The organism is Listeria grandensis FSL F6-0971, assembly GCF_000525835.1.
Classification (GTDB): Bacteria; Bacillota; Bacilli; order Lactobacillales; family Listeriaceae; genus Listeria_A; species Listeria_A grandensis.
In genome coordinates this window covers 223,347-248,785 of sequence record NZ_AODD01000002.1, presented here as the reverse complement: position 1 = coordinate 248,785, position 25,439 = coordinate 223,347, and the positions used below count along the sequence as shown (strand labels likewise).

Sequence of the window (25,439 nt, the reverse complement as noted above, 5' to 3'; positions counted from 1 at the left end):
TTACTTTTCCTCCAAAAAACGCGCCGCTTGCTCGATAATTTCGCGCGCTACCTCTTGTTTTGATAACATCGGGAAAACCCGTTCGCTATCTTCCTGTCCATAAAATGTAACCTGATTCGTGTCCACGCCAAAACCAGCACCAATTTGGGCTACGTTATTCGCAACGATCATGTCCGCATTTTTGGCATGTAATTTTTTAAGCGCATTTTCCTTCACATTCTGCGTTTCAGCTGCAAAACCAATTACGACCTGCTCCGCGCGTTTGTGCTGTCCAATCTCCGCCAAAATATCCTTCGTACGTACCATCTCAACCGCAAAATCTCCCGGCTGCTTCTTGATTTTATGCTCATGAATCACTTTTGGTGTATAGTCCGCAACTGCGGCACTCATCACAAAAATGTCCGCCGAATCTTGCTGTTTCATAACCTCATGATACATTTCCTGTGCCGTTTCAATGTATACCGCTTGTACACCATGTGGCACTGGAAGTTTGGTCGATGAGGTCACAAGTACCACTTCCGCACCATACCTCGCCGCTGTTTCCGCAATCGCAAAGCCCATCTTGCCCGTCGAATGATTCGTAAAATAGCGTACCGGATCTAATTTTTCAATCGTTGCCCCTGCTGTCACCACGACTTTCCGCCCAGCAAGCGTCGTATTCTTCTCCGCAAAAAAGCTCGTCAAATGCCCCACAATCCGCTCCGGTTCCTCCAAACGGCCACGCCCAACGTACCCGCATGCCAAATAACCCTCGCTCGGCTCAATAAAACGAACACCGTCCGCGTAAAGCTGATTAATATTGCGTACCACAGCCGGATGCGCAATCATGTGCACATTCATCGCTGGCGCTACCCAAATCGGCGCCTCCGTCGCAAGCAGCGTCGTCGTCACCATATCATCCGCAATCCCGTTCGCCATCTTCCCAATCACGTTCGCCGTCGCCGGCGCCACAATCACAAGATCCGCCCAGTCCGCGAGGTTAATATGCGCGACCACGCCTGAATCCTTCTCGTCAAACGTATCCGTATACACATCATTGCGCGACAGCACCTGAAACGAAAGCATCGGCACAAACTCCTGCGCACTTTTCGTCATCATCACTTTCACATTCGCGCCCGCCTGCGTCAATTTACTCGTAAGCGCTACAGCTTTATAAACAGCGATTCCACCAGAAACCGCGAGTAAGATATTTTTTCCATCCAACATCTAGGTCACCTCTTTCACCTTCCCATCAATTATACCGTTTTAACGCCGGAAAAAACAGTGCTGGAGGTTAGAAAGGTAAAGAAAAAGCTAGGAATCTGATATTGAATCAAATTCCCAGCTCCAAAAAAAATTAAACCGCGACTATAAATATTTACTCAACTCGAAATTTTGAAAATCAGATAGTGTTTTTCTATATCTATTAAACAGAGTACTCGCTCTAAGATTTTTTTCATCATCAAAATAAAGATTCTTTAACTGGTCATCTTGATTTAACCTAGTTATCAATCCCATGGATAGGCCTGTTTTTAATAAGTTAATTTTATTTTTATTTATTGTTCCATATACAAAGTCATTATACTCATCTTCTAAAATTAAATTCAAATCAAATAAGCCCGTTACAAATTTTTGTAATGTAAATCCTACAAAATCTTCTTCAATTTTCAGTTTGACAACAGCCAAATTAATCAGCTCTGGATCAGTTTTACTGGCTAAGTCTATATATACTTTTCTCTGAGATTCTGGATAGTTTTCTGTTTGTTTAGGTATCTCTCCATAACTTGTACCCACATAATAAACTGATCTCTTATCTGCAATTCGCTCTTTAAAATAATTAAATGTAGCAATAATATTTTCCTTCATACTTAATTGCTTTCTATTATTCAAAAAAAAACATGTAGTATTTTCTTGCAAGATCATTCTCTAGTCTCCTAATTTCAAATTTAACATCTTCCTCAACGATATCCCACAAATAAAAATAATAAATTTTTTCAATTATATTGTAATCCGTCCATCTCACACTGTTCATTATTAGGTTGCACCTATACTCTAACTTTTCAAGATATATATCATTTAATTTTATATATTCTTCAATCCCACACTTTAAAAGTACTTGCTTTATATTATCTCCAACTTTTAATGGCTCTTCCGATAAAAGTTTTTCATTAGCAATTATTTGGAGCATCTTTCCTCTCTGCTCGCCCTTCACCCTTTCTATAGAGAAATTTTCCAGCGTTGGATTTTCTACCTTATCTTTATTTATATTACTCCTTAATTGAGTAATCAAACTTCTCATAGACATGTTCTTTGCATTGTACTCACTATTAATAAAATACACCTGTGGTAAAAGCTTATACAATGACATCTCCTTGCTTCCAAAAATATCATTTAATCTATTAATTCGACCAATAAGATTGATTGCCATATTGGAACTCAAAGAATGAGCATTTAATATAAACAACCTATCAATGGGTAAATTAATCCCTTCTAGTATAACCATATTTGAGACTATATAGAATAAATCATCATTATTTTTAAATTGAAATTCCATATATTCCTTAATTAAATCAGGAATCTTGCCATGCAGATATACTATACCCTTCTTTATTAAATCAATCATATAAAAATCTTCATGCACGTAATCTTTCAATTCCGCTACTATAGCTTCTATTCTAGGACTAACTATTTCATCGTCGCCCAATCTATTATAGAGCTCTTTGGCAAAGCGCTCTATCTCTTTTGGTCGCTTAATATACACAAAATTTTTAGCAGATTTTTTCTGGAAAATATATTCCCAAAAATCGGTATATTTATTATTTAATGAATAAAATTGATTTGAAAACCTATTATAAATTTCTTCGTTTCCATCTTTAAGAAATTCATAGATTTCAGCTTCTTTCATGTTTATTGATATTCGTTGTTCAGCAATATCATCTTGAAAATCTAGTTTCAAATTGTTACTATCATTTATTAATGGGGATAAATAAATAATCTTTTGACTCCTATTCCGTCTATTATTTAGCCGTATTAACCTTGCCAATAAAATGCTTCTACTATTTTTTTCAAATAGATTATGTGCTTCATCTATATACATTACATCAAAATAAAGCTCGTGTTTATCCAATAATCGTAGCGCACGTTCTTGTGTCATAACAGCGATAAACCTCTCATCTTCTGTGTACATCTCATCATGCGTTAATATTTTAAAACCTAGGTTTGCATTCCTCACATTTCTATACGTTTGTACTAGCAAAGATTTTGTAGGAACAATTATCGAAAACCTAGAGTAATCGTCACTCTTTCCTTTTATATGATCAATTATTGCTGAGCTCTTACCAAAAGAAGTTGGTGCAATGAAGCTTGAATAGTTAGATTCTGTCGATAATAATAAATCTCTTTTCTCCTTTTGATCAGCAGTTTCAATATAACTATCATATACATATTCATTAATATTAACTTGATTAATAAACTCCTGTATATTTAATATTTCCACTTCTCCTTTATCCTGAAGTTCCTTCACAATAGGATAAAACCCAAAATTTAATGCAAAGTCATATAAAGGGGCATAATCTTTATATGTCAGAGCGTATTTCAAAAAAACGAAATATGCAAACTCCACATAAGACGTTCTTCTCTTATCTTTCTCATACTGCCTACAAAACTCCAAAGCAATTGAAAGCATATATGTTTTCTCATTTATGTTTAAGGTTTCTCCGACAATCATCTTTCGATACACATTACTGAAAAAAGGTATCTTGCTAATACTTGTAAATTGTCTTTTCTCTTTTGTACGCATTAAGACTCTCTCCATTCCACACCTAAGAAATCCATAAACAATCGTAATGAAAGTTTAGAACAACAAATAATAATAAGATCTTTGCATTTCAATCTATCACAAATTTTTTTTAATTTCTGTTTCTATGTGTTCGATTGTAACATCTTCCCATTTATCCTCAAAAAATATCGTAGCTGTAGGAATTAAATTGAAATCAGAAATTCTATGTTTTTTTTTCTTGAAAAGCATCCTCGGATAATTTCTTTACTATATCCACTATTGATTGATCGGTGTCCACATCCCTTGAATTTGCGTGATTATAAGTATTGCTCCATGGATTACTTCCATTTGTTATTTTTTCGGACATATCATTATATGCTTCTTTTATTTTATTTAACATGCGATATTCCAGCAGTATTTATTGATCCAGACTTACTTTCCATTATCCACGGTTCAGAGCCTTTTGAATAAAATCCATCAAAACCTTTTTTTATCGAATTTTCTTCGAGGTTTAAAAACATACACTCTTGAAGGTAGCCCAGGCTCTTCAAATAAAGGTGTATAAAAAATTCTGCTGTAGCACCATACCTAGTTTTAATAGACTTTTTTTCATAGAAACTCCTTACCTCTTTTTTCACATGCTCAATTTTCCAGTCGCTATTCCTCCCTTTGCAAACGCTTACGAAATGTTCGTCAATGTAATTTTCTAGTTTGCTATCAAAAGCCTTAATTTCAATGACGTGAATTGAATATTTCTCTCTTACAATATAGTTACTGTTAAAGCAGTCATCCATTATTTCACCAACCTTAAGTTTCTAATCAACTGAAAATAAATAGATACATTATAATCCTATAGTTTAAAAATACCACAATGAATTCCAAATGAAAAGGAATTTTTACAAAAATTATCCTAAAAAAGATAAAAACCTTCCTCAGTGCATAACTTCCCCTATGTATTAAAAAAACGGTTAAATAGCAGGCAGTGTCAACCATCTTATCCATTATAAACAAAATAAAAAATAACATCGAGAATCGCGAACGCCTCGATGTTACCATTCAAACTATTACTTCCAAAAAACCGTCTCATCCACACTCAACCGATACGAACCATATCCCGCATCCGTCGCTTTCCCAATCGACACAATCATCACCGGTACATAACGCTCAATATCTATATCAAACGCTTCCGCAACTTCACGCCGTTCAAACCCACCAATCGGATTCGTATCATAACCATAAGCTCGAGCCACCAGCATCAACTGCATCGCAACCAAACTCCCGTCAATCAACGCTACCCGTTCCAATTCCTCACGTGGTGAATTCGCGTAATAAGGCGTCAACGCAGCCATTTGCTTCTCTTTCACATCCGCCGGCATCAATCCTTGCTCCACCGCACTACTAAAAATTTTCTCCCCATTATCAAAACTATTCACATCACCAAAAATCACAATCATGGCCGACGACGTATCATTTTGTTGCGTGTTAAAACGCACAAGTGGACGCAATTTCGCTTTCCCTTCTGGACTTTCCACCACGACAAAACGCCACGGCTGCATGTTCACCGATGATGGCGCACGCATCGCATCCGTCAATATTTGCTCCATCTCTTCTCTACTAATTTTCACCGAGTCATCATATGTACGAATCGAACGGCGGTTTTTGATAATATCTTCAAAATCATTATTTTTATACATGGTATTACTTCCCTTCTAGTGTACTGAGTACTTGAATGGTCGGCGGCGCACTCAACATGCTGCCAACACCGGCTTGGAACGCTTGAAAATGCTTGCTTTTATTATGGGCATCAATCGCAGCTAAATCTTCCCACTGCTCGATCATATAAAACTCGGTTGTATTCTCAACGGCACACGTCAATTTGTAGCTAATATTGCCCGACTCCTCGCGTGACGCCACAATCAACGGCTCCACTTCTTTCAAAAAAGCAGCAATCTGATCTTCTTGGACTTCCAATTTCGCTTGAATAACTAGCATTTGTTCGCCCTTCTTCCTCTGAATATTATTGTTCGATTTTTTTCGAACTACAACACTTTACCATAACATTTTTTGATGGGCAACTAATATGTAATGTGCTATGATACTTTTATGAAAAATAATAATCAAAATACAGAACAGTTATTAGTTTTATTCCAAGCCCTAGGTGATCCGATTCGTCTAGATATCTTTCGCTGTCTACTCCAAAAAGGGGAACAGCGCGTGACGAGCGATACGTACGACGTTTCCAAATCCACGATGTCCCATCACATCAAACTATTAAAGGAGGCCGGCCTAGTCCACGTTCGCAAAGAAGGCACGACACATATTTATTCACCCAACCAAGATTTACTCAAACAATATCCGGCCTTCTTCTCGATTTTCAGCAACCTACACGTAGAAAAATAGGCATAAGAATCAAAAATACGATTCTTGTGCCTATTTTTCTACACACTTATTTATCTTTCCCCATAACCAAGTTTCCTGCATAAATCTCTTCTAACGCTTTCCCTACCGCTTTATGCGATTTGAAATCATCCATTGTACCTGGATCGTGGTCTTTTTGCATTTGACGGGCACGACGCGCAGCTACCGTTACTAGCGAGTATTTTGAGTCAATAACTAACAACAAATTATCAATTGATGGATATAACATCTATTCCAACTCCTCTAACATTTTTTCATACTTATGAATGACGCGCTCTGTTTTTAAGTGCTCGGTCTGAACAATTCCCTTAATTTTTTGAACGGCATTATCTACTATATCATTAACGACGGCATAATCATAGGCGTTCATCATCTCAATTTCCCGGCGAGCCTCGCTCATGCGCTCTTCGACAACGTCCATAGACTCTGTACCCCGCCCTATAATGCGGTTTTTGAGTTCACTTAAATCAGGCGGCGTCAAGAAAATAAATATTCCTTCTGGCATCGCTTTACGTACTTGTAAAGCTCCTTGCACCTCGATTTCAAGAAAAACATCTTTTCCAGCTATCAAAATTTCTTCTACATAGTCAAGCGGCGTTCCATAATAGTTGCCGACATATTGCGCGTATTCTAGCATTTTGCCATCCGCAATCGCCTGCTCAAATTGTTCTTTCGTGCGGAAATAATAATCCACACCGTCCACTTCGCCTTCTCGTGCTTGGCGGGTTGTCATCGAAATGGAATATTCAAATGAAGTTGTCGGGTCATCAAAAACTGCTTTTCTAACCGTCCCTTTCCCAACTCCAGAAGGACCAGATAAAACGATGAGAAGTCCTCGATCTGTCATGTTTGCGTTCCTCTTTTCTACATATCATACTGCTTGAAAAATTATTCCACGTTCTGGATTTGCTCACGCATTTTTTCAAGTGTTGTCTTTAATTCTACCACACGATTCGTAATTTCTAAATGGCTAGCTTTCGATCCAATCGTATTTATTTCACGATTCATCTCCTGTATGAGAAAATCGAGCTTCCGACCAACTGGTTCTGCGAGCATTAGGATGTGCGAAAACTGCTTCACATGACTTCCCATCCGTTCGAGCTCTTCGTTAATATCTGATTTCTCAAGCATCACAGCAATTTCTGAAAGAACGAGCGCCTTATCAAAATCTTCACCAACATAGCTAAGTAACCGATTTTCTAGTCGCGCGCGATAGGTCGCTTCCATCTCTGGCACAAAAGCTTCTATTTCCGTTAACAATTTAACGGTCGTATCCAAGTGATACTTGAAGTGTAGCGCTAATTCATTGCCCTCAGCTGCCCGCATTTCATCGAGTCGCTTCGCCGCTGCAGTTGTTGCCCCAATCAGTAATTCCTCAAGCTCCAAATCTGGTTCATTACCCTCCACGATTTCTAAAAAACGCGGATCTAGCAGTAATTCTTGAATGTTCAGTGCATCCTCCATTTGGTAGCGCTGCGTGGCTTGACGCATAAACCGGATGTATTCATCTGCCAAATCCCAATTGATGACCAATTTTTCTTTCGTTGCTTTGTTGCCTTCGATCGTGACCGCACATTCGATCCGTCCACGCTTCACCTGTTCCGCGATGCTTTTCTTTAATTTCGCCTCTAAATAGGCAAACACTCGCGCCATCCGGAAAACCGTCTCCAAATAGCGATGATTGACTGCCTTTAATTCTACCGTTACTTTGAAATTCTCTGATTGCTTCCCTGCTCGCCCGAACCCAGTCATACTTTTTACCATTTCGATCAGCCTCTCGCATTCTAATTTCACCTCCTCATTATACCAAAACTTCATGAAGAATACATCTTAAACGGCAATCCCGCGCAAGTTTTATTGTTCTTATGGTACAATGGAAGAAAAAAGAGAAGAGGTTCGCAACATGAAAAAAAATATTTTGATTTCCAGTATTACTTTTGCAGCTATTATCGTACTAGCTTTTGTGTTACGATTTGCGGGTTCCACACCCCAAGAGGACTTTATCATCACTGGTGAAAATTATAGTGGAAATACATCGTCAGCCATTACGATTAGCAATGGAGACAAAGTAATCGCCACAATTCCAGCACTAAAAAATGAAACAGTCAAAGAAATAAAGATAGAGCCTTTTGACGTGGGGGCTGGCGGCTTTGTTATCAGCTATGTCGATAAGTCCGGCAAAAAGCATGATGATATTCACATCGATGCAGAACAAGGGACATCGACCATGAACAGCCAAATTTATCTGACTATAAACGAAGTAAAAGATGATGGTACAATGAGCATTGACTATCGAACGAAATAATATTTTTTAAGGGAATGAACTGACTATGGCATTTGATACAATGTTTCTAAAAGCAATGACCGAAGAACTAACCGAGCAGTGCGAAACTGGCCGGATTATGAAAATACATCAACCGTTTGCGCATGAATTAATACTACACGTGCGCAAAAATCGGGAAAATCAACGCATTTTAATCTCAGCACATCCGAGTTATGCCCGAATTCAACTCACGAAAGAAACGATGGAAAACCCTGCGCAACCGCCGATGTTTTGCATGTTGCTCCGAAAATATATGGAAGGCGCGATTATCGAGTCGATTCGTCAAATTGCGAATGATCGGATTTTGATTTTTGGAATTCGCGGGAAAGACGAGATTGGCGAAACGCGTTTTTGCGATTTGTATGTCGAGATCATGGGACGCCATAGTAATATCGTGTTGGTTGACCGCGAGAAAGAGACGATTGTCGACTGTATTAAGCATGTTTCACCAGCTTTTAATAGCTATCGGACGCTTTTACCTGGAGCAGCGTATATTTTACCCCCTTCTTCTGATAAATTAGACCCGTGGAACGTGAACGAAGATGCGCTGCTAGCAAAACTTGATTTTAACGCTGGCAAAATGTCGAAACAAATCGTAGCAAATGTCGCTGGGTTCAGTCCATTACTCGCGAATGAAGTAGTCGCTCGGGCTGGTTTAGTGAATCGTGAAACGTTACCGCAAGCATTTTTTAGTGTGATGGAAGACTGTGCGAAACCGGCAGAGCCTAACCTTTTTACGAAGCATGAGAAAGAGGATTTTTATTTCATGCGATTAGCCGACACGGAAATAACAGCAGAATCGGCTTCTCTTGGTGCTTTACTGGATCGGTTTTATGGCGGAAAAGCGACGCGAGACCGTGTGCATCAAATCGCACATGACTTGGAGCGTCTGCTTGCTAATGAGATTGATCGTGACCGTCTCAAAATGGAGAAATTGGCGCAAACGCTTGTTGATACGGAGCGCGCGGATGAGTTTCGGGTTTTTGGCGAGTTATTGACGGCAAACTTGCATCTCGTATCGCGTGGCATGACGGAGATTGAGGTACAAAATTTTTACGATGAGAATATGGGAACGGTTACGATTCCGCTTGATATTCGTAAATCGCCGCCTCAAAACGCCCAGTTTTTGTTTAATAAATACCAAAAATTGAAGAAAGCCGTCAAATTTGTCGATGAGCAACTACGGCTGACCGAACAGGAAATTGCCTATTTAGAAACGGTGCAACAACAACTCGAAGATGCCTCACCAGAAGACGTTCAAGAAATCCGGATGGAGCTCGCAGAACAAGGTTACATCAAGTATAAACAGAAAAAAAGGAAGCCGGAAACCAAATCAGAATCCCACACTCGAAAAATATACGTCAAGCACTGGTTTATCGATTTTAGTCGGTAAAAATAATAAGCAAAATGATTATTTGACGAACAAAGTGGCTAGAAATTCCGATTTATGGTTTCACGTAAAAGATTTGCCTGGTTCGCACGTGGTGATTCAAGACGCGAATCCTGATGATACATCCATCACGGAGGCCGCGATGATTGCCGCATTTTATTCCAAAGCGCGGCTCTCAGGATCAGTTCCAGTCGATGCAACGCTGATCAAGCATGTGAAAAAGCCAAGCGGTGCCAAGCCTGGGTACGTTACGTATGATAATCAAACGACTTATTTTGTAACACCAGACGAGGAGACTGTGAAAGCATTGCGTAATTAATAAACGGTTGATAAGAATTCGCTATGTCAATGAATTCTTATCAGCTGTTTTTAACATGTTGATATAACGCTCTTAGCTCTGCTTTACGCTTTGCACTAATATTCTTTTTGGGGATATTCTGAATTGCCCCTTCCAATGCATACAAAAAATGTAAACATGCATCATCATCTATTAAATCTTTGACGAGTAAGTACGCCTTTTCCGTCCCAAGCACTTGAAGTTCTTCCGCTGATTTCACACCAACAGAATTAAGTTTTTCTTCGTTCACACTACCAAGATTTTTCATATCTGATATTTTCATCTTCATTCCTCCAAAAAAGCATTTATCCATTCTGAATAGCTTAAGTATACCGCAATGATACATAAAATGTACCTCCTTCATCCTGATTTTTAGAAATAGAAAAAAAGTTATGTAACGAAGCCTTCATTCGGCTCTTGTTACATAACTTTCTTTCCTCACTTATTTGACGCCATGAATGAATTGTGTTATTTCTTGACCAGAACTATCATATCCCTTCACACACACACTATCCGTTTTCTTTAAAATAATGGTATCCGCTTTATCCACTTCATACGTAAGTTTTGCTGTATCTAGTGTCACGTCCTGTACAAATTTTCCATTAACAAATAGTTTTATCGCTTTAATATCGCTGCCATAGGTCCCGATCAAAGCCTTATTACCAAGCGAATAGTTAGCACCTATGATGAGTCGATTTATGTCTGTTGCAACTTTCACTTGAATTCGATTTATTTCTTTGTACTGCTTATCCACAGCCACAACTTCCACAGCATCACCATCATAAATGAATGAGCTAATATTTTTAAACTTGTAGCTACCATTCTCTGTACTTGCTTGTGCCACTACTGCTCCGTTGACCCATAAACGAACCTTATAAATATCGCTTTCATATGTTCCAGATAGGTAAGATCCTTGTATAAAATAATCTCCTGCTGTCAGTTTATTTTTAGGGTCCCAATTCCCGTCAAGCGTCACTTCAATTCGGGTAATTTCGTTGTACTGCGAGTCAACAGCAACCACTTCTACTTTATCTGTTTTCTTCGAGATAAAGCTAGATGCATTTGGGAATTCATACGTGCCATCTGCTTTTGTTGTCGCTTGCGTTACTACTTTGTCATTCACCCATAGACGAACTTTAAAGATATCTTTACCGTATGTCCCTGACAGCTGTGTCATGGTGTCATTAAAGGGGCTCGCTGTTAAGTGGGCATCGTAATCTGCGGCTTTCTCAACTGGAACCTGAATACGATTTTTTTCAACGTATGCTTTGTCTACACCCACAACCTCCACTTTATCAGTGGCTAACTTCACAAAGCTGTATGCGTTCGCAAATTGATAGCTTCCGTCTGCATTTGTTGTTGCTTGTGCGACTACTTTACCATTAATCCACAATCTCACTTTCCAAATATTCGATCCAAATGTACCCGTTATATCGCTTTCTCCAACACGATAGGGCTTCACTGTCAAAGCATCATTTGATACCTCTACGACGACTGGTATTATGGTTTGTAGTGTTTCATCCATGTTAGAAGTAATGATGATATTGGCGTTCCCAGCACCGACTGTCTCCCATTCGCCTGCACTATTTATTTTTAAAACAGAGGGATCACTCGACACGAATGTAACCTTTTGAGACGCCTCTTTTGGAAGTATATTAACCGCTATTTTTCCTGTCTTTTGTGTGACTGTGTTCAACGTCGTGATGTCTGTCACCATTTTTTCAGGAAGACTTGCATTGGCTATGTCTGCATATTTTGATAATAAGGTACTCCGTTCTGGTTCTGCCAACGCCAAAATAGCCAATCCTAGATCATTTTTTCTCTCCACATTTGATTGCGCCATCATAAGCGGGTTAGATTGAATCTCCAAAGCCGCTTTCTCGATTTTAGAAATTAATGTATCTTTGGTAGTGCCATCCTCATTTACAAGGCCTGCTTTTGTCACATTAAAAATGCTTGTTGTTTGCTTCATCGATACACCATCTACTAGCAAACGATTCGGTTCGATGTGATAAATACGCAGTTTGTAGCCAGGCTCAATATGTGTTGTTACGCTACCCAGACTTGTATTCGCACCTGTCATAATTTTAGTATAGGTTACATTTCCATTTTCATCTAAAACTTCTATTTTAGAATAGATATCCGATCCAAAATAAGAATGCGGATCCTTTGCAGACGTACTGATTTCTATTTCATTTCGGCTAATGTCAACAGATGCCAATGCATAATTATTATCACCTAAACCAAGGAAATGAATATCTTGATTAGCCAGTGGGCTTGCTTGCTTTTCGGTGTACTTAATAGTGACATTATTTACTGATTCTTTAATTCGTAAATAATGCTCCGATACAGCGTATTTCATCGATTTACCTAAGGGTAAATACATCGTATAGATGCCATTTGGTAAGTTATCGATAACCATATCAGGTGATGTAACTTTTACTTTCCGCACTACCTTTGATCCATTCATAATGGTGATATCTTCACCTTCTATTTGTGAAAAATCATTGATATCAAGCTTAAGTCGTGCTTCTCCTGATAAACTTGATACCGTTGCTAATTGATCCGTATCTACCAACGAAAATGGAAAAACAAGGCCTAATTGTTTCTGTAAACCAGCGACATCTTTACTTGGAACTACCTCATTTAGAGAAGCTACAGGTGTATAATTATGATATCGATTATCCTCTGCTTGCTTGTCTGATATGCTACCTTGTACTGATTTGATTGCTGGTGTAATATCAAATTTACTAGTTTCACCATAATATTTTGAAATTAAATCTAGTAACTTCTGTTTATCTTTCATTTCCAATCCATCGTAGACCATTTTGCGGTATTCTTGATTAAAATGTATGAACGCTTGGTCTCCTGTCTTCTCTTGAACCGTAGCTAAAAAGATGGTTTTATAATAGATTAGCCAACTATTGATCGGTTGGGGATTAACATGCCAATTATTTTCAACATTCCGCTCGATCAGTTCCTTTCCACCAAAGCTAAGCAACCAACCATCTGACTCTAGACCATTACCTACCGTATTTTTAAGAAATCCAATACAATAAAGTTCGTTCCATGCCTCATTCACATTCAAAGATGCTTCTTTAAAATTCCCTTCATATCCGTGCGCAATCTCATGTAAAGCAATAAAGTCTGCATCCATGTAAGTCTTGGTTGAACTTCCCTTCGCACCTGAATAATAAGGGCCATAGTAAGCTGTAGGAGTTGACGCAGCATCTGCCTTCATAAAGTACTTATTTGGAACGTTTTTATCTGACGCTCTCGCTGGATGAAAGGATAACCCTGCTAACTCATTATACTTTTCAAATACACTATCATAATACTTCACCAATCCATCTATAGAAGAAAATTTGTCCATTTTTTTCAAATAGGCTTTATCTTCTTTTGGTATCAGAATTTGTACGTAATCTGTTGTAATCAGACCGAAAGCCGCGTCAGATGCATCCCATTTTTGAAAGTACGTATCCTCATTGGCATCTTTTGAATAGGTCGGCAGTTCTGTCATCGTGTCCGTTACTTTATACTCAATCACCGGTGCTTCACTTGTGACAGTCGTTCTCACAAAAGGGACAGCCGTGTACTCACTACTAACTGATTTCCATTCTGAATTGAATGATGCCTCGCTTTCTTTTTTTTGCATCCGTATTTAGTAATTCTAATACTAAATCTCCTTTAAAATTTGGATTTGTTTGACGAATTTCTAATTTTGTATTAGCTGGTAAAACAATGCCTAAATCTTGCTTATCTTGTGTAACACCTTTACTCATTCCGGCATTAAATAACCAAGTCGGATTTTCTAACACATACATTTCTTTAGTCTTTACTTCATCTGCATATGCGTGGTATGTAATTCCCCCGACTAACATACTGATTAATACAATAAAAAACACAATTCCTTTATAGATTCTCACTAACTTTCCCTCTTTCCTTAATTAATACTTCTTTTAAATCGTACCACACATTTTTTCGAGAAAAATAATATATTTCCGGTTTGCATTGCGAAAATATGAACATTCCGTGTCTAAACAACTGAAACCGCCATACGAAAAAGCACCCACGCGAAAATGGCTGTGGATGCTCTTTTTCCTTTCAAGCTAGAACTATTTTTTCAAGTGTTTGTAATGCGCTCATTGCCTGTTCTCTTGTTTTTCCTTTACCGCTAAAATAAAATTTGCATGTCGGCTCTGTTCCTGACGGTCACACGCAGAACCATGACCCATCTTCTAAGTAGAATTTCAACACATTCGAGATTGGTAAGCGCATCTTTTCTTCTTTACCTGTCGTCAAGCAGGTGGCTAAGCCAAACAAATAGTCTTCTTTAGAGGCAAGCGCTAAGTTTGGCATCGCGTCGGTACGCAAGTTTTCCATAATCGCTTGTATTCGCGCCACACCCTGCTCTCCTTTTGCTGTGATGGTATGAAGCGATTCCGAGTAATAGCCGAATTCTTGATAAATGGCTTCCATCGCTTCGTATAGTGTTTTTCCTTGTAACTTGTAAAATAAGGCTACTTCTGCTGTTAAAAGTGCGGCCTGAACAGCATCTTTATCCCGTACAAATGGCGCGACTAGATAGCCGTAGCTTTCTTCATACCCGAACAGAAATTTGGCCTCACCTGACATTTCCCATTCTGCGATTTTTTCACCGATAAATTTGAAGCCTGTCAATGTATTGTATGTTTTCACACCGTACTTGCTGGCTATTTTCTCGCCAAGATCGCTTGTTACAATGGTTTTAATGAGGGCGCTGTTTGCAGGAAGATGTGGCTGTTTTACTAAATAATGCAACAGCAGCGCGCCAAGTTGATTCCCCGTTAAAATTTGATACATGCCTGCTTCGTTTTTAACAGCGACGCCAATCCGGTCTGCGTCTGGGTCCGTGGCCATCAGAATGTCCGCATCATTACTCGCTTCTATCGCCATGGCAAATGCGGCATGGTCTTCTGGATTCGGGGAACTTATCGTCGGGAAGGCACCATCCGGAATGGCTTGTTCCGCCACAACACTTACATTGCTGAATCCTGCTTGCGCCAAACTCTTCATAACGAGCACCTCTCCTGTCCCGTGAAGGGGCGTATAGACAATTTTTAATTGCGAACCTTGCGTCTTTACTAGTTCGGGATTTTGGGTAACAACGCGTACCTGCTTCAAATAAGCCTCATCGGCATTGACACCCAGCCTAACCAGCAGCCCCGCATCAACGAGCACCGACTCCTTCGCAACGGGAATCGCAAATAAATCTTCTGTAGCTGCTAAATAAGCTGTTATTTTGGCGGCATCATCCAATGTGATTTGGCAACCATCAGACCCGTAGACTTTAAAACCGTTGTATTCTGCTGGATTATGGCTTGCTGTAATCACGATACCTGCCGCCGCCCCCCATTCCCGTACCATAAAGGACAGTTCTGGTGTGGGGCGAAGTGTGTCCGATAAATAAACTTTAATACCTTCTGCACCTAAAACAAGTGCGGCTTCCAAGGCAAATGCTGCTGAAAAATGGCGGGAATCATAAGCAATCGCGACGCCATCTGCTTGCCGTCCTTGTTGAACAATATTCGCCGCAACGCCACTTGTCACCCAACGAATCATGTATGTATTGATCCGATTCGTACCGCAACCAAGTTCACCGCGCATTCCACCCGTCCCAAATTCCAAATAACGATAAAAATGGTCGCGCTTTGATTCGTCGTCTGATAATTCTGTCATCTGTTTTTGAAGCGCCGCATCGTTTTCCGACGCCACGCTCCACTTCTGCCAATTTTCCTGCCAAGTCATTGATTCTCATCCTTTAATTGTTGCAAAATTTCTTTCAAGCTCATCTCACAGCAAGCCATCGATGTATCTGCCACGCCATAATACATTTTGACAATATCCCCTTCTACGATCGTACCGCAACCAAAAACGACATCACCGAAAAAGCCATTTTTCTCGTAATCTGCTTCTGGTTCTAAAATCGGCGTTTCTGTTCGTGCCAGTACTTTCGTTGGGTCATTCAGGTCGAGCAAGACGGCACCCATGCAATAGCGGTGATCTTTTGTCGCGCCGTGATAGAGCTCGAGCCACCCTTCTTCTGTCCTAATCGGAACAGCACCGCCGCCAATTCGACCGCTATCCCAATATCCGTCGCGAATGCCAAGCAAATGTCGGTGATCGCCCCAGTTATGCAAATCTGGGGATGACGCAATCCAAATATCCAGATTCCCGATACTCTTCAAACTTGGACGATGTAGCGCGTAATATTTGCCATTCACTTTTTCCGGGAAAATTAAAACATCTTTATTTTCTGGTGCAAAAATATTTCCCTCGTACTCGTAGCTCACAAAGTCTTTCGTGGAAACCATAGCATCCGCCACACCCATTTCAGAAACGGCACTAAAATTCACATAGTACACATCATCAATTTGCGTCACACGTGCATCTTCTATTCCAAACGTCTGATATTCATTACATGGATACAAAAACGGTTTTTCGTCGACTGTGAAATGATGACCATCTTTACTGCGCGCAATGCGAATGTAAGAAAGCGATGTCAAATACGCAAAACCTTCCAATTTATCTTTCGTACGAATCATGCGCGGATCTTCAAAATCATACATTGGGTCATCCAAACGAAATTCGAGAATATCCAATTTCTGCGTCTCTACATTAAAAACAGGCGCCTTCACAATATTCGGATCTGCACTGATCGGTTTTTCTGCCACACGTAAAAGCAACAATGTTTCCTCTTGATACTTGGCCACGCCCGCATTAAATGCGCCTAACACCTCAAAATCTGGCGATGCGGTGCCACATCAGCCGGTGTAATTAATGGATTTTCCTCATAACGATATATATTCATAATTCCTAATCTCCCTATCCTTCAAATTTCACAAATGGATCGCGAATCGTGCGTTTCTGCGCGTCCGCATCACTAATCCCTACGTATAAATCCGCCGTACCATCCGGTTTACGAATCAATCCACCACTGAACACAACGTCGACTAAATCCGGACGCTTACTCGGCCCTGCCAAAAAGTCTCCGCGTTCTGAAATAATCTCCATCGGCGCTACAATCGTTCCATCTTGCGGATCAATGACACAAATCGCCGCGTAGTAATGCCGATCTCCCGCTGTATCAAAATTCGCAATATGTGCGAGTACACCTAGTTTGCCGTTTTTCAATACGTGGATTTCGTTTGCCCCGCCCCACTCATCTTCTGCAAAATGAGGAGCTAGAAGTGGCGCTTCCTCAATCAATTCGATGGTGACATCTGCCAAATTTTTCACAAGACAGAAACCAATTTTTCCTCGTCCGCCTTTTTCACCTTGTGGTCTAGTAAATACTGCGATGTCGCCATTTGTCAGTTGCTTCAAACGCAAATCTTTCATGCCTACTGGGCCTTGGAAGAACAACGTTAAATTCGCGAGTTGCGCACCGCGATATAAGCAAGTTCGCCACGCCAATTTCGCCGGATCAGCTTCACTTGGAAACACTTCCACGCCGCCGATGATCCATTCCCCATCGATTCTCGTCACGAATGGGTCTTGAAGCGCCAATTCGGGCATTCCATCAAGCCATACCCACGACGACTCCCGTTGTTCAAAAAAGCCGATTTCCGCCATCTCGCTGTCTCGCGACTCCACTCGTCCAGCAATCACGGCAATCCCATCCGCCACAATGAACGGCGCCGTAATATTATACACATCCTTGTCCGCGGCACCAACAAAAGCTAGACGCTCCACTGCTGACGGTGCATTTTCCGCCCGATATTCCGCTAATAAAACTGCAATCTCTGTCATCATAAACTCCTTCATATCTTAAAAATTACCGCCGCATTTGCTGGTAACACTATCGTTTCCGAATCAAAAACAAGCGCCATATTCGCCAAAACTTCCGTCACATTCCCCCACGCATTCGAAATGGTTCGTGCTTCGCCAAAATTCAAGCACACTAAATAATCACCGCGAATGTACATTAAAAACTCGCCATCCGCTTCAAAATATCGATATCCCGGCTCGCAAAAATCCGCCGTTTTTCGAAGTGCAATCAGGGCTTGATAAAAACGATACATCCGCCGGGCTCGTTCAAAGTCTGGCGTCACCTGAGATATCCAGCTAGCCGCACCATCTGAAAATCCTTCCGGCCAAGTCATCGGCGCCCTCGCCTTATCGCGCGTCTTATCCTGCGCTAACATTAACGCCTCAACTTCCGATTTCCCAGCCATAAGCGCCTGCTCGTATGCATAAACACCTTGCACGTCCCGCATTTCATCCAGCGACTCCGGAACAAAATCCGCCATGCCCAACTCCTCACCAAAATAAATAAAAGGAACACCGTGCGCCGTCAACATCAACATCGCAAGCAACTGCGCCACATCCTCGCGCCCGTCCGCTAAACGATTCCACGACCGACTCATATCATGGCTTCCAAAAAACAACGTCGGCATCCGCCCATCCACATAAACCCGCTGCATCCGCGCCAGTTCCGCGACAATTTCATCCCGACTAGGCACACTGCCAAAATTAAAATTAAACGTCACATCAAGCCCATCCATGCCCGCGTATTTTTCGATTTCTTCCAATTTGTCCGAACTGATCTCACCGACCGTAAAATAATCGCCACGCGCACGAATCCGCGCACCAATTTCCGCCATCATCTCCGTCATTCCCGGCTGATCCTTATCAAAAACATGCACCTGTTCACCGCTTGCATCCACCGGATTATCCGGAAAATTCCGAGTCAACGTCAAATTATTAATCACATCCAAACGGAACCCATCCAGCCCCTTAGCCAACCAAAAATCAAACACCTTCCAAATCTCACTACGCACTTCCTCGTTGCGCCAATTCAGATCGACCTGCTCTTTCGCAAAACTGTGATAATAATATTGCTGCGTCCCCGCGTCCCATTCCCACGCCGAGCCACCGAAAAAAGATTCCCAATTATTCGGCGCGTCCTGCCAAACGAACCAATCTCGTTTCGCATTCGCCTTCGAACTTCGCGATTCCATAAACCACGCATGCTCCGTCGAAACATGATTTACCACCATATCCGCGATCACCCGAATCCCGTACGCATGCGCCTCAGCGACAAACGCCTCCAAGTCCGCCATCGTGCCATAATCCGGATCAACCGCACAATAATCACTCACATCATACCCGTTATCCACTTTCGGCGATGGATAAAACGGCGTCAACCAAATCCCACCAATACCCAGTTCCGCCAAATACGGCATTTTCTCACGTAATCCTTTAAAATCACCAATACCATCCCCATTGCCATCTTTAAATGACGGCATATAAATCTCATAAAAAACCGTTTCCTGCCACCATTTCAGCATCTTTCAAACTCCTTATTTCAATGTAAACTGCATACCCTCTTGGAATTTTTTCGAGAAGAAGAGGAATAAAATAATGAGCGGTAAAGTCAGAACAACCGACGCCGCATACATTGGGCCAGGATACGTTGCATATGGTCCAAACATTTGCGAAATCAACACGTTCAGCGTCACCGTAGCATCACTTTTCGTCACGATTAAATCCCACAATAGATTCGTCCAACGATCCGTAAACAAGAATAAGAAGATAACCGTACTAATCGATTTTGACATTGGCAACACAACACGGAACAAAATTTTCAAATCGCTCGCTCCGTCCAATTTCGCAGCCTCAATCAACGTATCTGGAATCGCCTTGAAAAAGTTCGTATACATAAATATTGCCCACATACTCATCATTGTCGGAATAATCATCCCCGCATACGTGTCAAGTAACCCAACATTCGTAATCATCAAAAATTGCGGAATCAGCAAAATAATCGCTGGGAAAAACATTTGGAATAAAATTACATTATTGACGAAGATTTTCCCTTTAAATTTCACTTTCGCAAGCGCGTAACCGACCATAATCGCGAAAAACAACATGAGCCCCGTCGCAATGGTCGCCACAATAATCGTGTTAATAAACGCTTGAATCCAAGGCGCAGGCGCGGAGACCGTTGCATTACCAAACAACCAACTCCAAGAACGCGTCGTGAACTCCGTCGGAATCAATTTCCGATCGACCTGATCCCACGCCGCAAACGAATTGAGCACGAGATAAATAAACGGATAAATCATGACCAATAGAATCAATGTGGTCAACGTATAGCGAACCGTCATGCCCCACTTACTTTTACGACCAACCATTTCTCTCGCCCCATTTCTCTAGTCCTTTTTTAATAACACCAATCGATGCAAACGTCACAACAGCTGCCACAAGCGAGATCGCAGACGCATAGCCTGATTTCAAGTTGACAAAGGCTTGGTTATAAATTTCCATTTGCCATGTGTTTGTCGCAAAGTTCGGCCCACCGCCAGTTAGCTGGTAAACCTCTGTGAATATCCCGAAGCTCACACCCACCGCCAACACAATCACCGTGAAAAGCGCTGGATACATCATCGGTATCGTGATTTTCCAGAACGTGCGGAACCTGCCCGAACCGTCCATCGCCGCCGCTTCATAAATCTCTTCGTTAATACTAGATAATCCTGATATCAAAATCAGTGCGTAATAACCCGACATTTTCCAAGCGATCATCAGTGAAATAACGAATAGCGATGTCATCGGCGTTCCTAACCAATCAATATTCAAGCCAAAATTGTCACGCAAAAAGATGTTCAGCGGACTGTTATAAGATAGCAAACCTTTCACAATCAAAGACGTAACAACGCCTGACGAAAGATACGGTAGGAAAAAAGCAACTAAGTATAAACCTTTGAATTTCGGTAACCCGTTCACAAGTACTGCAACGACCATCGACATAATAATCGCGAGTGGTACGAATACAATCAAGAACTTATATGTCACCCAAAACGATGCTTTCACCGCTGGGCTTGCAAATGCTTTCATGAAATTATCAAAGCCCACAAAATTGATTTCCGGACTCATCATATTCCAATCCGTCACAGAAAGCCAAATCGCCCAAACGAGCGGTATTAAAAAGAAGATAATCGTGAAGATAACATACGGGCTGGTAAAAGACCAGCCCAATTTATTGTTTAGCTTCTTCATTTCTGAAGCACCTCATCCTCAGCTTTCTTCATGTCATTCCAAGCTTTCGCAGGTTTCTTCTCACCACGAACAACTGGATTCCAAGCTTGTTCACCGATGATTTGTTGAATGTCATTATAATCTGCGTTATCCATTGCCGGAATCGCGTACGGTACGTTTTCTGCGTACACTTTTAGCGCTGGATTTTCCTTGAAGAATGCTTTAAATGTTGCGTTCTCTGTCGCATCATCACGTGCTGGAATTAAGTTTGTTGTTTCTAGGAATTTCAAATCATTTTTATCATTGCTGTAAACGAAATCTAGGAATTTAACCGCGGCTTTTTTCTCAGCATCTTTCGCTTGCGCGTAGAATACGATTCCTTTTGCATCCGAATACGTATTCACGTTTTCCGCGTCTTTTAGGGCATCTGGAACTGGCGGTGTGCTAACCGTGTATGTTTCGCCATTTTTTAGCTCTGGGAATTTCTCTACCCAGTTCGGGAACGACCACGGACCAAGATCTGCCATGATACTCGTCCCTGTTTCGAATGGATCTGTTGCTTGTCCTGCTAATAACAGGTCATTTTTTTGTAGCTCAGACATGAATGTTAACATTTCTTTTCCAGCTTTGTCATCCGCTACAAACTTGCCATCTTGTACAAACGGATTACCTTTAGAAGCCGCATTATACAGTGGGAAGAAGTCAAACCAACGCATCCAAGCTGTCGGATCCGCCAAATCGGCTTTTGCCCAAATCACTTTATCTGGATATTTCGCTTTTAGTTTTTTACCAGCAGCGAGCACATCACTATATGTTTTTGGTGTTTCCGTCACACCAATTTCTTTCAAAATATCAGTACGCCACGCGAAAAGAATCGGGTTGGAATAAACCGGGAACACATATTGGTTACCATCCGAGAATTTCCAAGCGTCAAGGCTATCAGTCATTTTACGTTTTTCAGCTACTTCTTTCATACCGTCGATTTCATTGATTGGCACGATTGCTTTACTATCCGCCAATTGTGTCGCAAAGCTACGATTTATATTTTCCGAAATAGTTGGCGCTGTTTTCGACGCGATTGCCGCTTGCACCGTTGCTTCGGAGGATGGACTTTCTTTCATTTGTGATACTTCTACTTTAATATCTGGATTTTCTTTCTCAAAAGCTGTTGCCATTTCTCCCCAAAACTTCATCTGCGTTGGATTTGGTGCCGCCCAAAATGTGACCTTCGTCTTGCCATCAGCTGACGCATCGTCTTTACCTCCCGAGCCACATCCCGCTAGCAAACTCCCTACTAATGCAACGGATAAAACAGAAAACACCACTTTTTTTAATTTCATCTTTCATGTCCTCCTAGTTAGATCATATTGTAATTTTGTAAGCGCTTGAATTACAATTACATTATTTCATTACTATTTTGTAATGTCAATAATTACTTTTATTATCCATCGAAATTAATAGCTAATACACGCATATACGCATCATTTAAAATTACATTACAAATTAAATTACTTTTCAATTGCAATCTATGATGAATACTCTTATAATGAAATGAGAGAAAGTCCCATCTAGGAGGAAGAAGAATGAAAAAAGTCACGATGCAAGATATCGCAGACGCTTTGCAGATTTCAAAAAACTCAGTATCACAAGCTCTTGGGAATAAAAATGGCGTTGGCGAGCAGACAAAGCGACTGGTACTACAAAAAGCAGATGAAATGGGATACCAATACAAAAAAGACGTGGTTTACACGCCTACCGATAATCAATTTGCACTCGTGGCCACTGAATTTGCCTTGTCACAAAAAAGTTTTTTTGGTGAGATTTGTTTGAGTTTGGAGCAGGAAATGACGGCGCGAGGGTTTTATTTAACGACGCTTGCTGTAAAGCCTAATGCTATCGCCGAAAATCAGCTACCACGTGAACTAGAGGAGAAAAAATTGGCGGGGAATTTTTGTTTTGTCGCATATTAGTGATGTGTTTGTGAAGCAAATTTTGGAGCTCGGCACGCCTACTGTCATGATTGACCACCACGATCCACACTTGCGGACAGATACGATATTGTCGCAGAATAAGGATGGTGCTTTTGTGGCTGTGGAGCATTTTGATAGAGCTTGGTCATACGCGGATTGGCTTTGTTGGCGACATCGATTTTTCACCGAGTTACGAGGAGCGTTTTGAAGGCTATTGTAAGGCGATGCGGCATTATCAGTTGCCAGTGAACACGCATTACACGATTACGAGTATTAAAGAGGAGCAGGCGGCGTTGTTTCAGGCGCTGGAAGGCTTGGAGGAATGGCCGAGCGCGTGGTTTTGCGTAAACTCAGGACTTGGATTTATTTTGAATTCGTATTTTCAGTCGAAAGGATTTGCGATTCCGGAACAGGTGTCGATTGTTTGTTTTGATAACACGGAATTTGCGATTTTGGCGCAGCCACCACTGACGACGATGTGTACCGATTTGCGGTTTATGGGGAGAAAGGCCGTGGAAACACTGGAATGGCGATTGCGAAATCCGAGTGCGCCGATTGTGAATGTGGCGATTGGGACAGAGTTGATTTTGCGGGAGTCAACAGGAGCCTCGCACTAGTATAGGTACTCATAAGAAAACGACGCTATCAAGAATCTACACTCTTTTTATAGCGCCGCTTTTTATTCCTTAATTAGTACACTCTGTTCCACTAGCCAGATTGGAGCATCTTGTTCTACATTTATCCGCTCATTATTTGAATGGCATACTGGCTTATTTAGGTAGTTCAGACAGATTTTTAGCTAGTTTTAGATAAAAAGCATTTACCACAAAAGCTGGTTTGTCTGCAAACGTAGTAAAATCATAATGATCCCATCCTTGCATTGCTGGATAGTAGCTCCACTGTCCTTTCACAGGGTTTTTATCAGCCACTTTTGCTGCGTCACCGAAAGGATAGTAGCTTGATTTGACACTGACTAAACCGTCATTTGCCGCCCATGAATCGTCTACTTTCATACCATTTGAAGCTGTTTTCTTAAAATTAATCATATACTTTGAAACTGGTATTACTACAGGGAACATCGTTATCATTGGTGTTTCTTTTTTTGTCAGAAGACTCTTCGTAGTCGCTTGGCCTGTGTATGAAAAATAGTATACGTCGGCTTTTGTTTTTAAATTCGCCTTATTTGCGATGACTCCATCCACCGATAAATCGTAGCTAGCAATATCTTTTGATTTCCAAATAGGGTGGCTAAAAACGCGATTATTATACGTGAGGAGCGACTCATTTGGTAAGCGTTTTAACCCAAACTGGTCCAATTTAAAGTCATATATAGTTGGACTCAAAAGTTTGCCGCTGAGAGCACTCATTCCAATCAGTGTATTTTTAACAACGGGGACAACCGAGTTGCTCTCTTCTACAAAAGTCGTGCCGTTATTTGGTGCGGCAATCGTAGTCACACTCTGCACTGAATGTTTCCCTCCAACAAATAAAGACGAAATACCTTGTTCTGGGTGTTCTTTAAAATAAGCTTGTTCTTCGGCACTCCCCTCTTCCAGTAGGTTGGTCAATTCACGAATTGTCAATCCACCCATGCTGTGCCCAACGAGATGAATCTTATTGGTATCACTCCATTGAGGATAAATGCCGGGATAGGTTCTCCCATATCTTGCATGTTTTTCTTTGATAGCATGGGCAGCTCCATAATCTACAGTACCTCCCATGATATAGGCATACAACTCTGCACTGCGGTCCCAATCACTTGCATAGGGACCTACCGTAGCCGTGTAAGTGTTATGCCCATTTTTCTTTAACACTTCTTGAATATCGTTTAATCCACCCCAATATTTAAACCCAAACACTTCATTTCGATCCCATCCAGCCAAGCCATGTACAAGGACAATTGGATAGTCATTTTTACTTGTTGCTGCTTTTACTGTTTGGCTCATTCCTTGTGATGATACAGCGACGAAGAATAAAACACTAGCGAAAAAAATAATCCATTTACTTTTTGACATACGTATGCTCCTTTTTTAAATTAATAAGCTGCTTCATTAGATCTAGTTCTGCCATTCCTCCTTTTATCTGTAACTTAGAATTTGTACTCCTTCATCATTAGCAGTTAATATGTAGTTTATTTTAAGCTATCCGTCCATATAACACCAAGAATGTAAGCGCACTATATAAGAAGAAACATAAAATTCACTGTTTATTCATAGATAAGG

Annotated in this window: 20 protein-coding genes and 4 pseudogenes; 4 read left to right on the top strand and 20 right to left on the bottom strand. The window is 40.9% G+C overall.

Annotation, left to right across the window (positions count from 1 at the left end; translation table 11 throughout):
• The 6 genes from coaBC to PGRAN_RS01735 all read right to left on the bottom strand — a co-directional run bounded on the left by coaBC (window position 1) and on the right by PGRAN_RS01735 (window position 5,749).
• Window positions 1–1,203 (bottom strand): bifunctional phosphopantothenoylcysteine decarboxylase/phosphopantothenate--cysteine ligase CoaBC, encoded by a 1,203-nt coding sequence (gene coaBC, locus PGRAN_RS01755; RefSeq protein ID WP_077914573.1) that lies wholly within the window; start codon window positions 1,201–1,203, stop codon window positions 1–3.
• Between the two features lie 144 nt (window positions 1,204–1,347).
• A complete protein-coding gene (locus PGRAN_RS15450) occupies window positions 1,348–1,902 on the bottom strand; it encodes a hypothetical protein (protein WP_051998382.1) in 555 nt (184 codons plus the stop codon).
• On the bottom strand, window positions 1,862–3,778 hold the full coding sequence (locus tag PGRAN_RS01750; protein ID WP_051998381.1) for a DEAD/DEAH box helicase: 1,917 nt from the start codon (window positions 3,776–3,778) through the stop codon (window positions 1,862–1,864). Before PGRAN_RS01750 ends, PGRAN_RS15450 begins: the two co-directional genes overlap by 41 nt.
• A gap of 368 nt (window positions 3,779–4,146) precedes the next feature.
• The gene (locus tag PGRAN_RS15445; protein WP_051998380.1) at window positions 4,147–4,551 is read right to left on the bottom strand and encodes a Hachiman antiphage defense system protein HamA; all 405 of its coding nucleotides are present in this window, start codon (window positions 4,549–4,551) and stop codon (window positions 4,147–4,149) included.
• 270 nt (window positions 4,552–4,821) lie between these two features.
• Entirely contained in the window at window positions 4,822–5,451 is a 630-nt protein-coding gene (locus tag PGRAN_RS01740; RefSeq protein WP_036064572.1) for a nitroreductase family protein, read from the bottom strand.
• Window positions 5,452–5,455: 4 nt separating this feature from the next.
• Window positions 5,456–5,749 (bottom strand): putative quinol monooxygenase, encoded by a 294-nt coding sequence (locus PGRAN_RS01735; RefSeq protein WP_036064570.1) that lies wholly within the window; start codon window positions 5,747–5,749, stop codon window positions 5,456–5,458.
• 111 nt (window positions 5,750–5,860) lie between these two features.
• Here PGRAN_RS01735 and PGRAN_RS01730 point away from each other — a divergent pair, with 111 nt between their 5' ends.
• Window positions 5,861–6,157, top strand: coding sequence for an ArsR/SmtB family transcription factor (locus PGRAN_RS01730; protein WP_036064568.1), 297 nt, complete (start codon window positions 5,861–5,863; stop codon window positions 6,155–6,157).
• Between the two features lie 46 nt (window positions 6,158–6,203).
• Here PGRAN_RS01730 and rpoZ read toward each other — a convergent pair whose 3' ends face one another.
• Genes rpoZ through PGRAN_RS01715 form a run of 3 tightly spaced genes read right to left on the bottom strand, consistent with a single transcriptional unit; the run spans window position 6,204 to window position 7,939 of the window.
• Complete coding sequence (gene rpoZ / locus PGRAN_RS01725) at window positions 6,204–6,404, bottom strand: DNA-directed RNA polymerase subunit omega (protein WP_036064566.1); 201 nt, start codon at window positions 6,402–6,404, stop codon at window positions 6,204–6,206.
• Window positions 6,405–7,022, bottom strand: a complete 618-nt coding sequence (gene gmk, locus PGRAN_RS01720) for a guanylate kinase (protein WP_036064564.1) — start codon at window positions 7,020–7,022, stop codon at window positions 6,405–6,407.
• A 41-nt stretch (window positions 7,023–7,063) separates the two neighbouring features.
• On the bottom strand, window positions 7,064–7,939 hold the full coding sequence (locus PGRAN_RS01715) for a YicC/YloC family endoribonuclease (protein ID WP_036064563.1): 876 nt from the start codon (window positions 7,937–7,939) through the stop codon (window positions 7,064–7,066).
• Between the two features lie 139 nt (window positions 7,940–8,078).
• Here PGRAN_RS01715 and PGRAN_RS01710 point away from each other — a divergent pair, with 139 nt between their 5' ends.
• The gene (locus tag PGRAN_RS01710) at window positions 8,079–8,480 is read left to right on the top strand and encodes a hypothetical protein (protein WP_036064561.1); all 402 of its coding nucleotides are present in this window, start codon (window positions 8,079–8,081) and stop codon (window positions 8,478–8,480) included.
• Window positions 8,481–8,505: 25 nt separating this feature from the next.
• A pseudogene (locus PGRAN_RS01705) lies at window positions 8,506–10,207 on the top strand (Rqc2 family fibronectin-binding protein).
• A 40-nt stretch (window positions 10,208–10,247) separates the two neighbouring features.
• On the opposite strand, the gene PGRAN_RS01700 reads toward PGRAN_RS01705, so the two are convergent.
• The 10 genes and pseudogenes from PGRAN_RS01700 to PGRAN_RS01660 form a co-directional block, all read right to left on the bottom strand.
• A complete protein-coding gene (locus tag PGRAN_RS01700) occupies window positions 10,248–10,508 on the bottom strand; it encodes a TfoX/Sxy family DNA transformation protein (RefSeq protein ID WP_036065222.1) in 261 nt (86 codons plus the stop codon).
• Window positions 10,509–10,667: 159 nt separating this feature from the next.
• Entirely contained in the window at window positions 10,668–13,880 is a 3,213-nt protein-coding gene (locus tag PGRAN_RS15440) for an immunoglobulin-like domain-containing protein (protein ID WP_051998379.1), read from the bottom strand.
• Window positions 13,828–14,151 carry a hypothetical protein gene (locus tag PGRAN_RS15435; RefSeq protein ID WP_051998378.1) on the bottom strand — a complete coding sequence of 108 codons (324 nt, stop codon included), beginning with the start codon at window positions 14,149–14,151 and terminating at the stop codon, window positions 13,828–13,830. The genes PGRAN_RS15440 and PGRAN_RS15435 overlap by 53 nt, the downstream gene beginning before the upstream one ends.
• A gap of 178 nt (window positions 14,152–14,329) precedes the next feature.
• A pseudogene (locus PGRAN_RS01690) lies at window positions 14,330–16,012 on the bottom strand (phospho-sugar mutase).
• Window positions 16,009–17,075, bottom strand: a pseudogene (locus PGRAN_RS01685) (BtaManbiosPhlase). Before PGRAN_RS01685 ends, PGRAN_RS01690 begins: the two co-directional pseudogenes overlap by 4 nt.
• A 14-nt stretch (window positions 17,076–17,089) precedes the next feature.
• Window positions 17,090–18,016, bottom strand: coding sequence for a DUF1861 family protein (locus PGRAN_RS01680; RefSeq protein WP_420911962.1), 927 nt, complete (start codon window positions 18,014–18,016; stop codon window positions 17,090–17,092).
• Window positions 18,017–18,027: 11 nt separating this feature from the next.
• Window positions 18,028–19,554, bottom strand: a complete 1,527-nt coding sequence (locus PGRAN_RS01675) for an alpha-amylase family glycosyl hydrolase (protein WP_065427897.1) — start codon at window positions 19,552–19,554, stop codon at window positions 18,028–18,030.
• Between the two features lie 15 nt (window positions 19,555–19,569).
• Entirely contained in the window at window positions 19,570–20,403 is an 834-nt protein-coding gene (locus PGRAN_RS01670; protein WP_036064554.1) for a carbohydrate ABC transporter permease, read from the bottom strand.
• Complete coding sequence (locus PGRAN_RS01665; protein WP_036064552.1) at window positions 20,390–21,268, bottom strand: carbohydrate ABC transporter permease; 879 nt, start codon at window positions 21,266–21,268, stop codon at window positions 20,390–20,392. The genes PGRAN_RS01670 and PGRAN_RS01665 overlap by 14 nt, the downstream gene beginning before the upstream one ends.
• Entirely contained in the window at window positions 21,265–22,587 is a 1,323-nt protein-coding gene (locus PGRAN_RS01660; RefSeq protein WP_036064545.1) for an ABC transporter substrate-binding protein, read from the bottom strand. The genes PGRAN_RS01665 and PGRAN_RS01660 overlap by 4 nt, the downstream gene beginning before the upstream one ends.
• A 243-nt stretch (window positions 22,588–22,830) precedes the next feature.
• Here PGRAN_RS01660 and PGRAN_RS17560 point away from each other — a divergent pair.
• Window positions 22,831–23,834: pseudogene (locus PGRAN_RS17560) on the top strand (LacI family DNA-binding transcriptional regulator).
• A gap of 153 nt (window positions 23,835–23,987) precedes the next feature.
• Here the strand turns inward: PGRAN_RS17560 and PGRAN_RS01650 are convergent.
• Window positions 23,988–25,232, bottom strand: coding sequence for an esterase/lipase family protein (locus PGRAN_RS01650; RefSeq protein ID WP_051998376.1), 1,245 nt, complete (start codon window positions 25,230–25,232; stop codon window positions 23,988–23,990).
• Window positions 25,233–25,439: the final 207 nt, after the last annotated feature.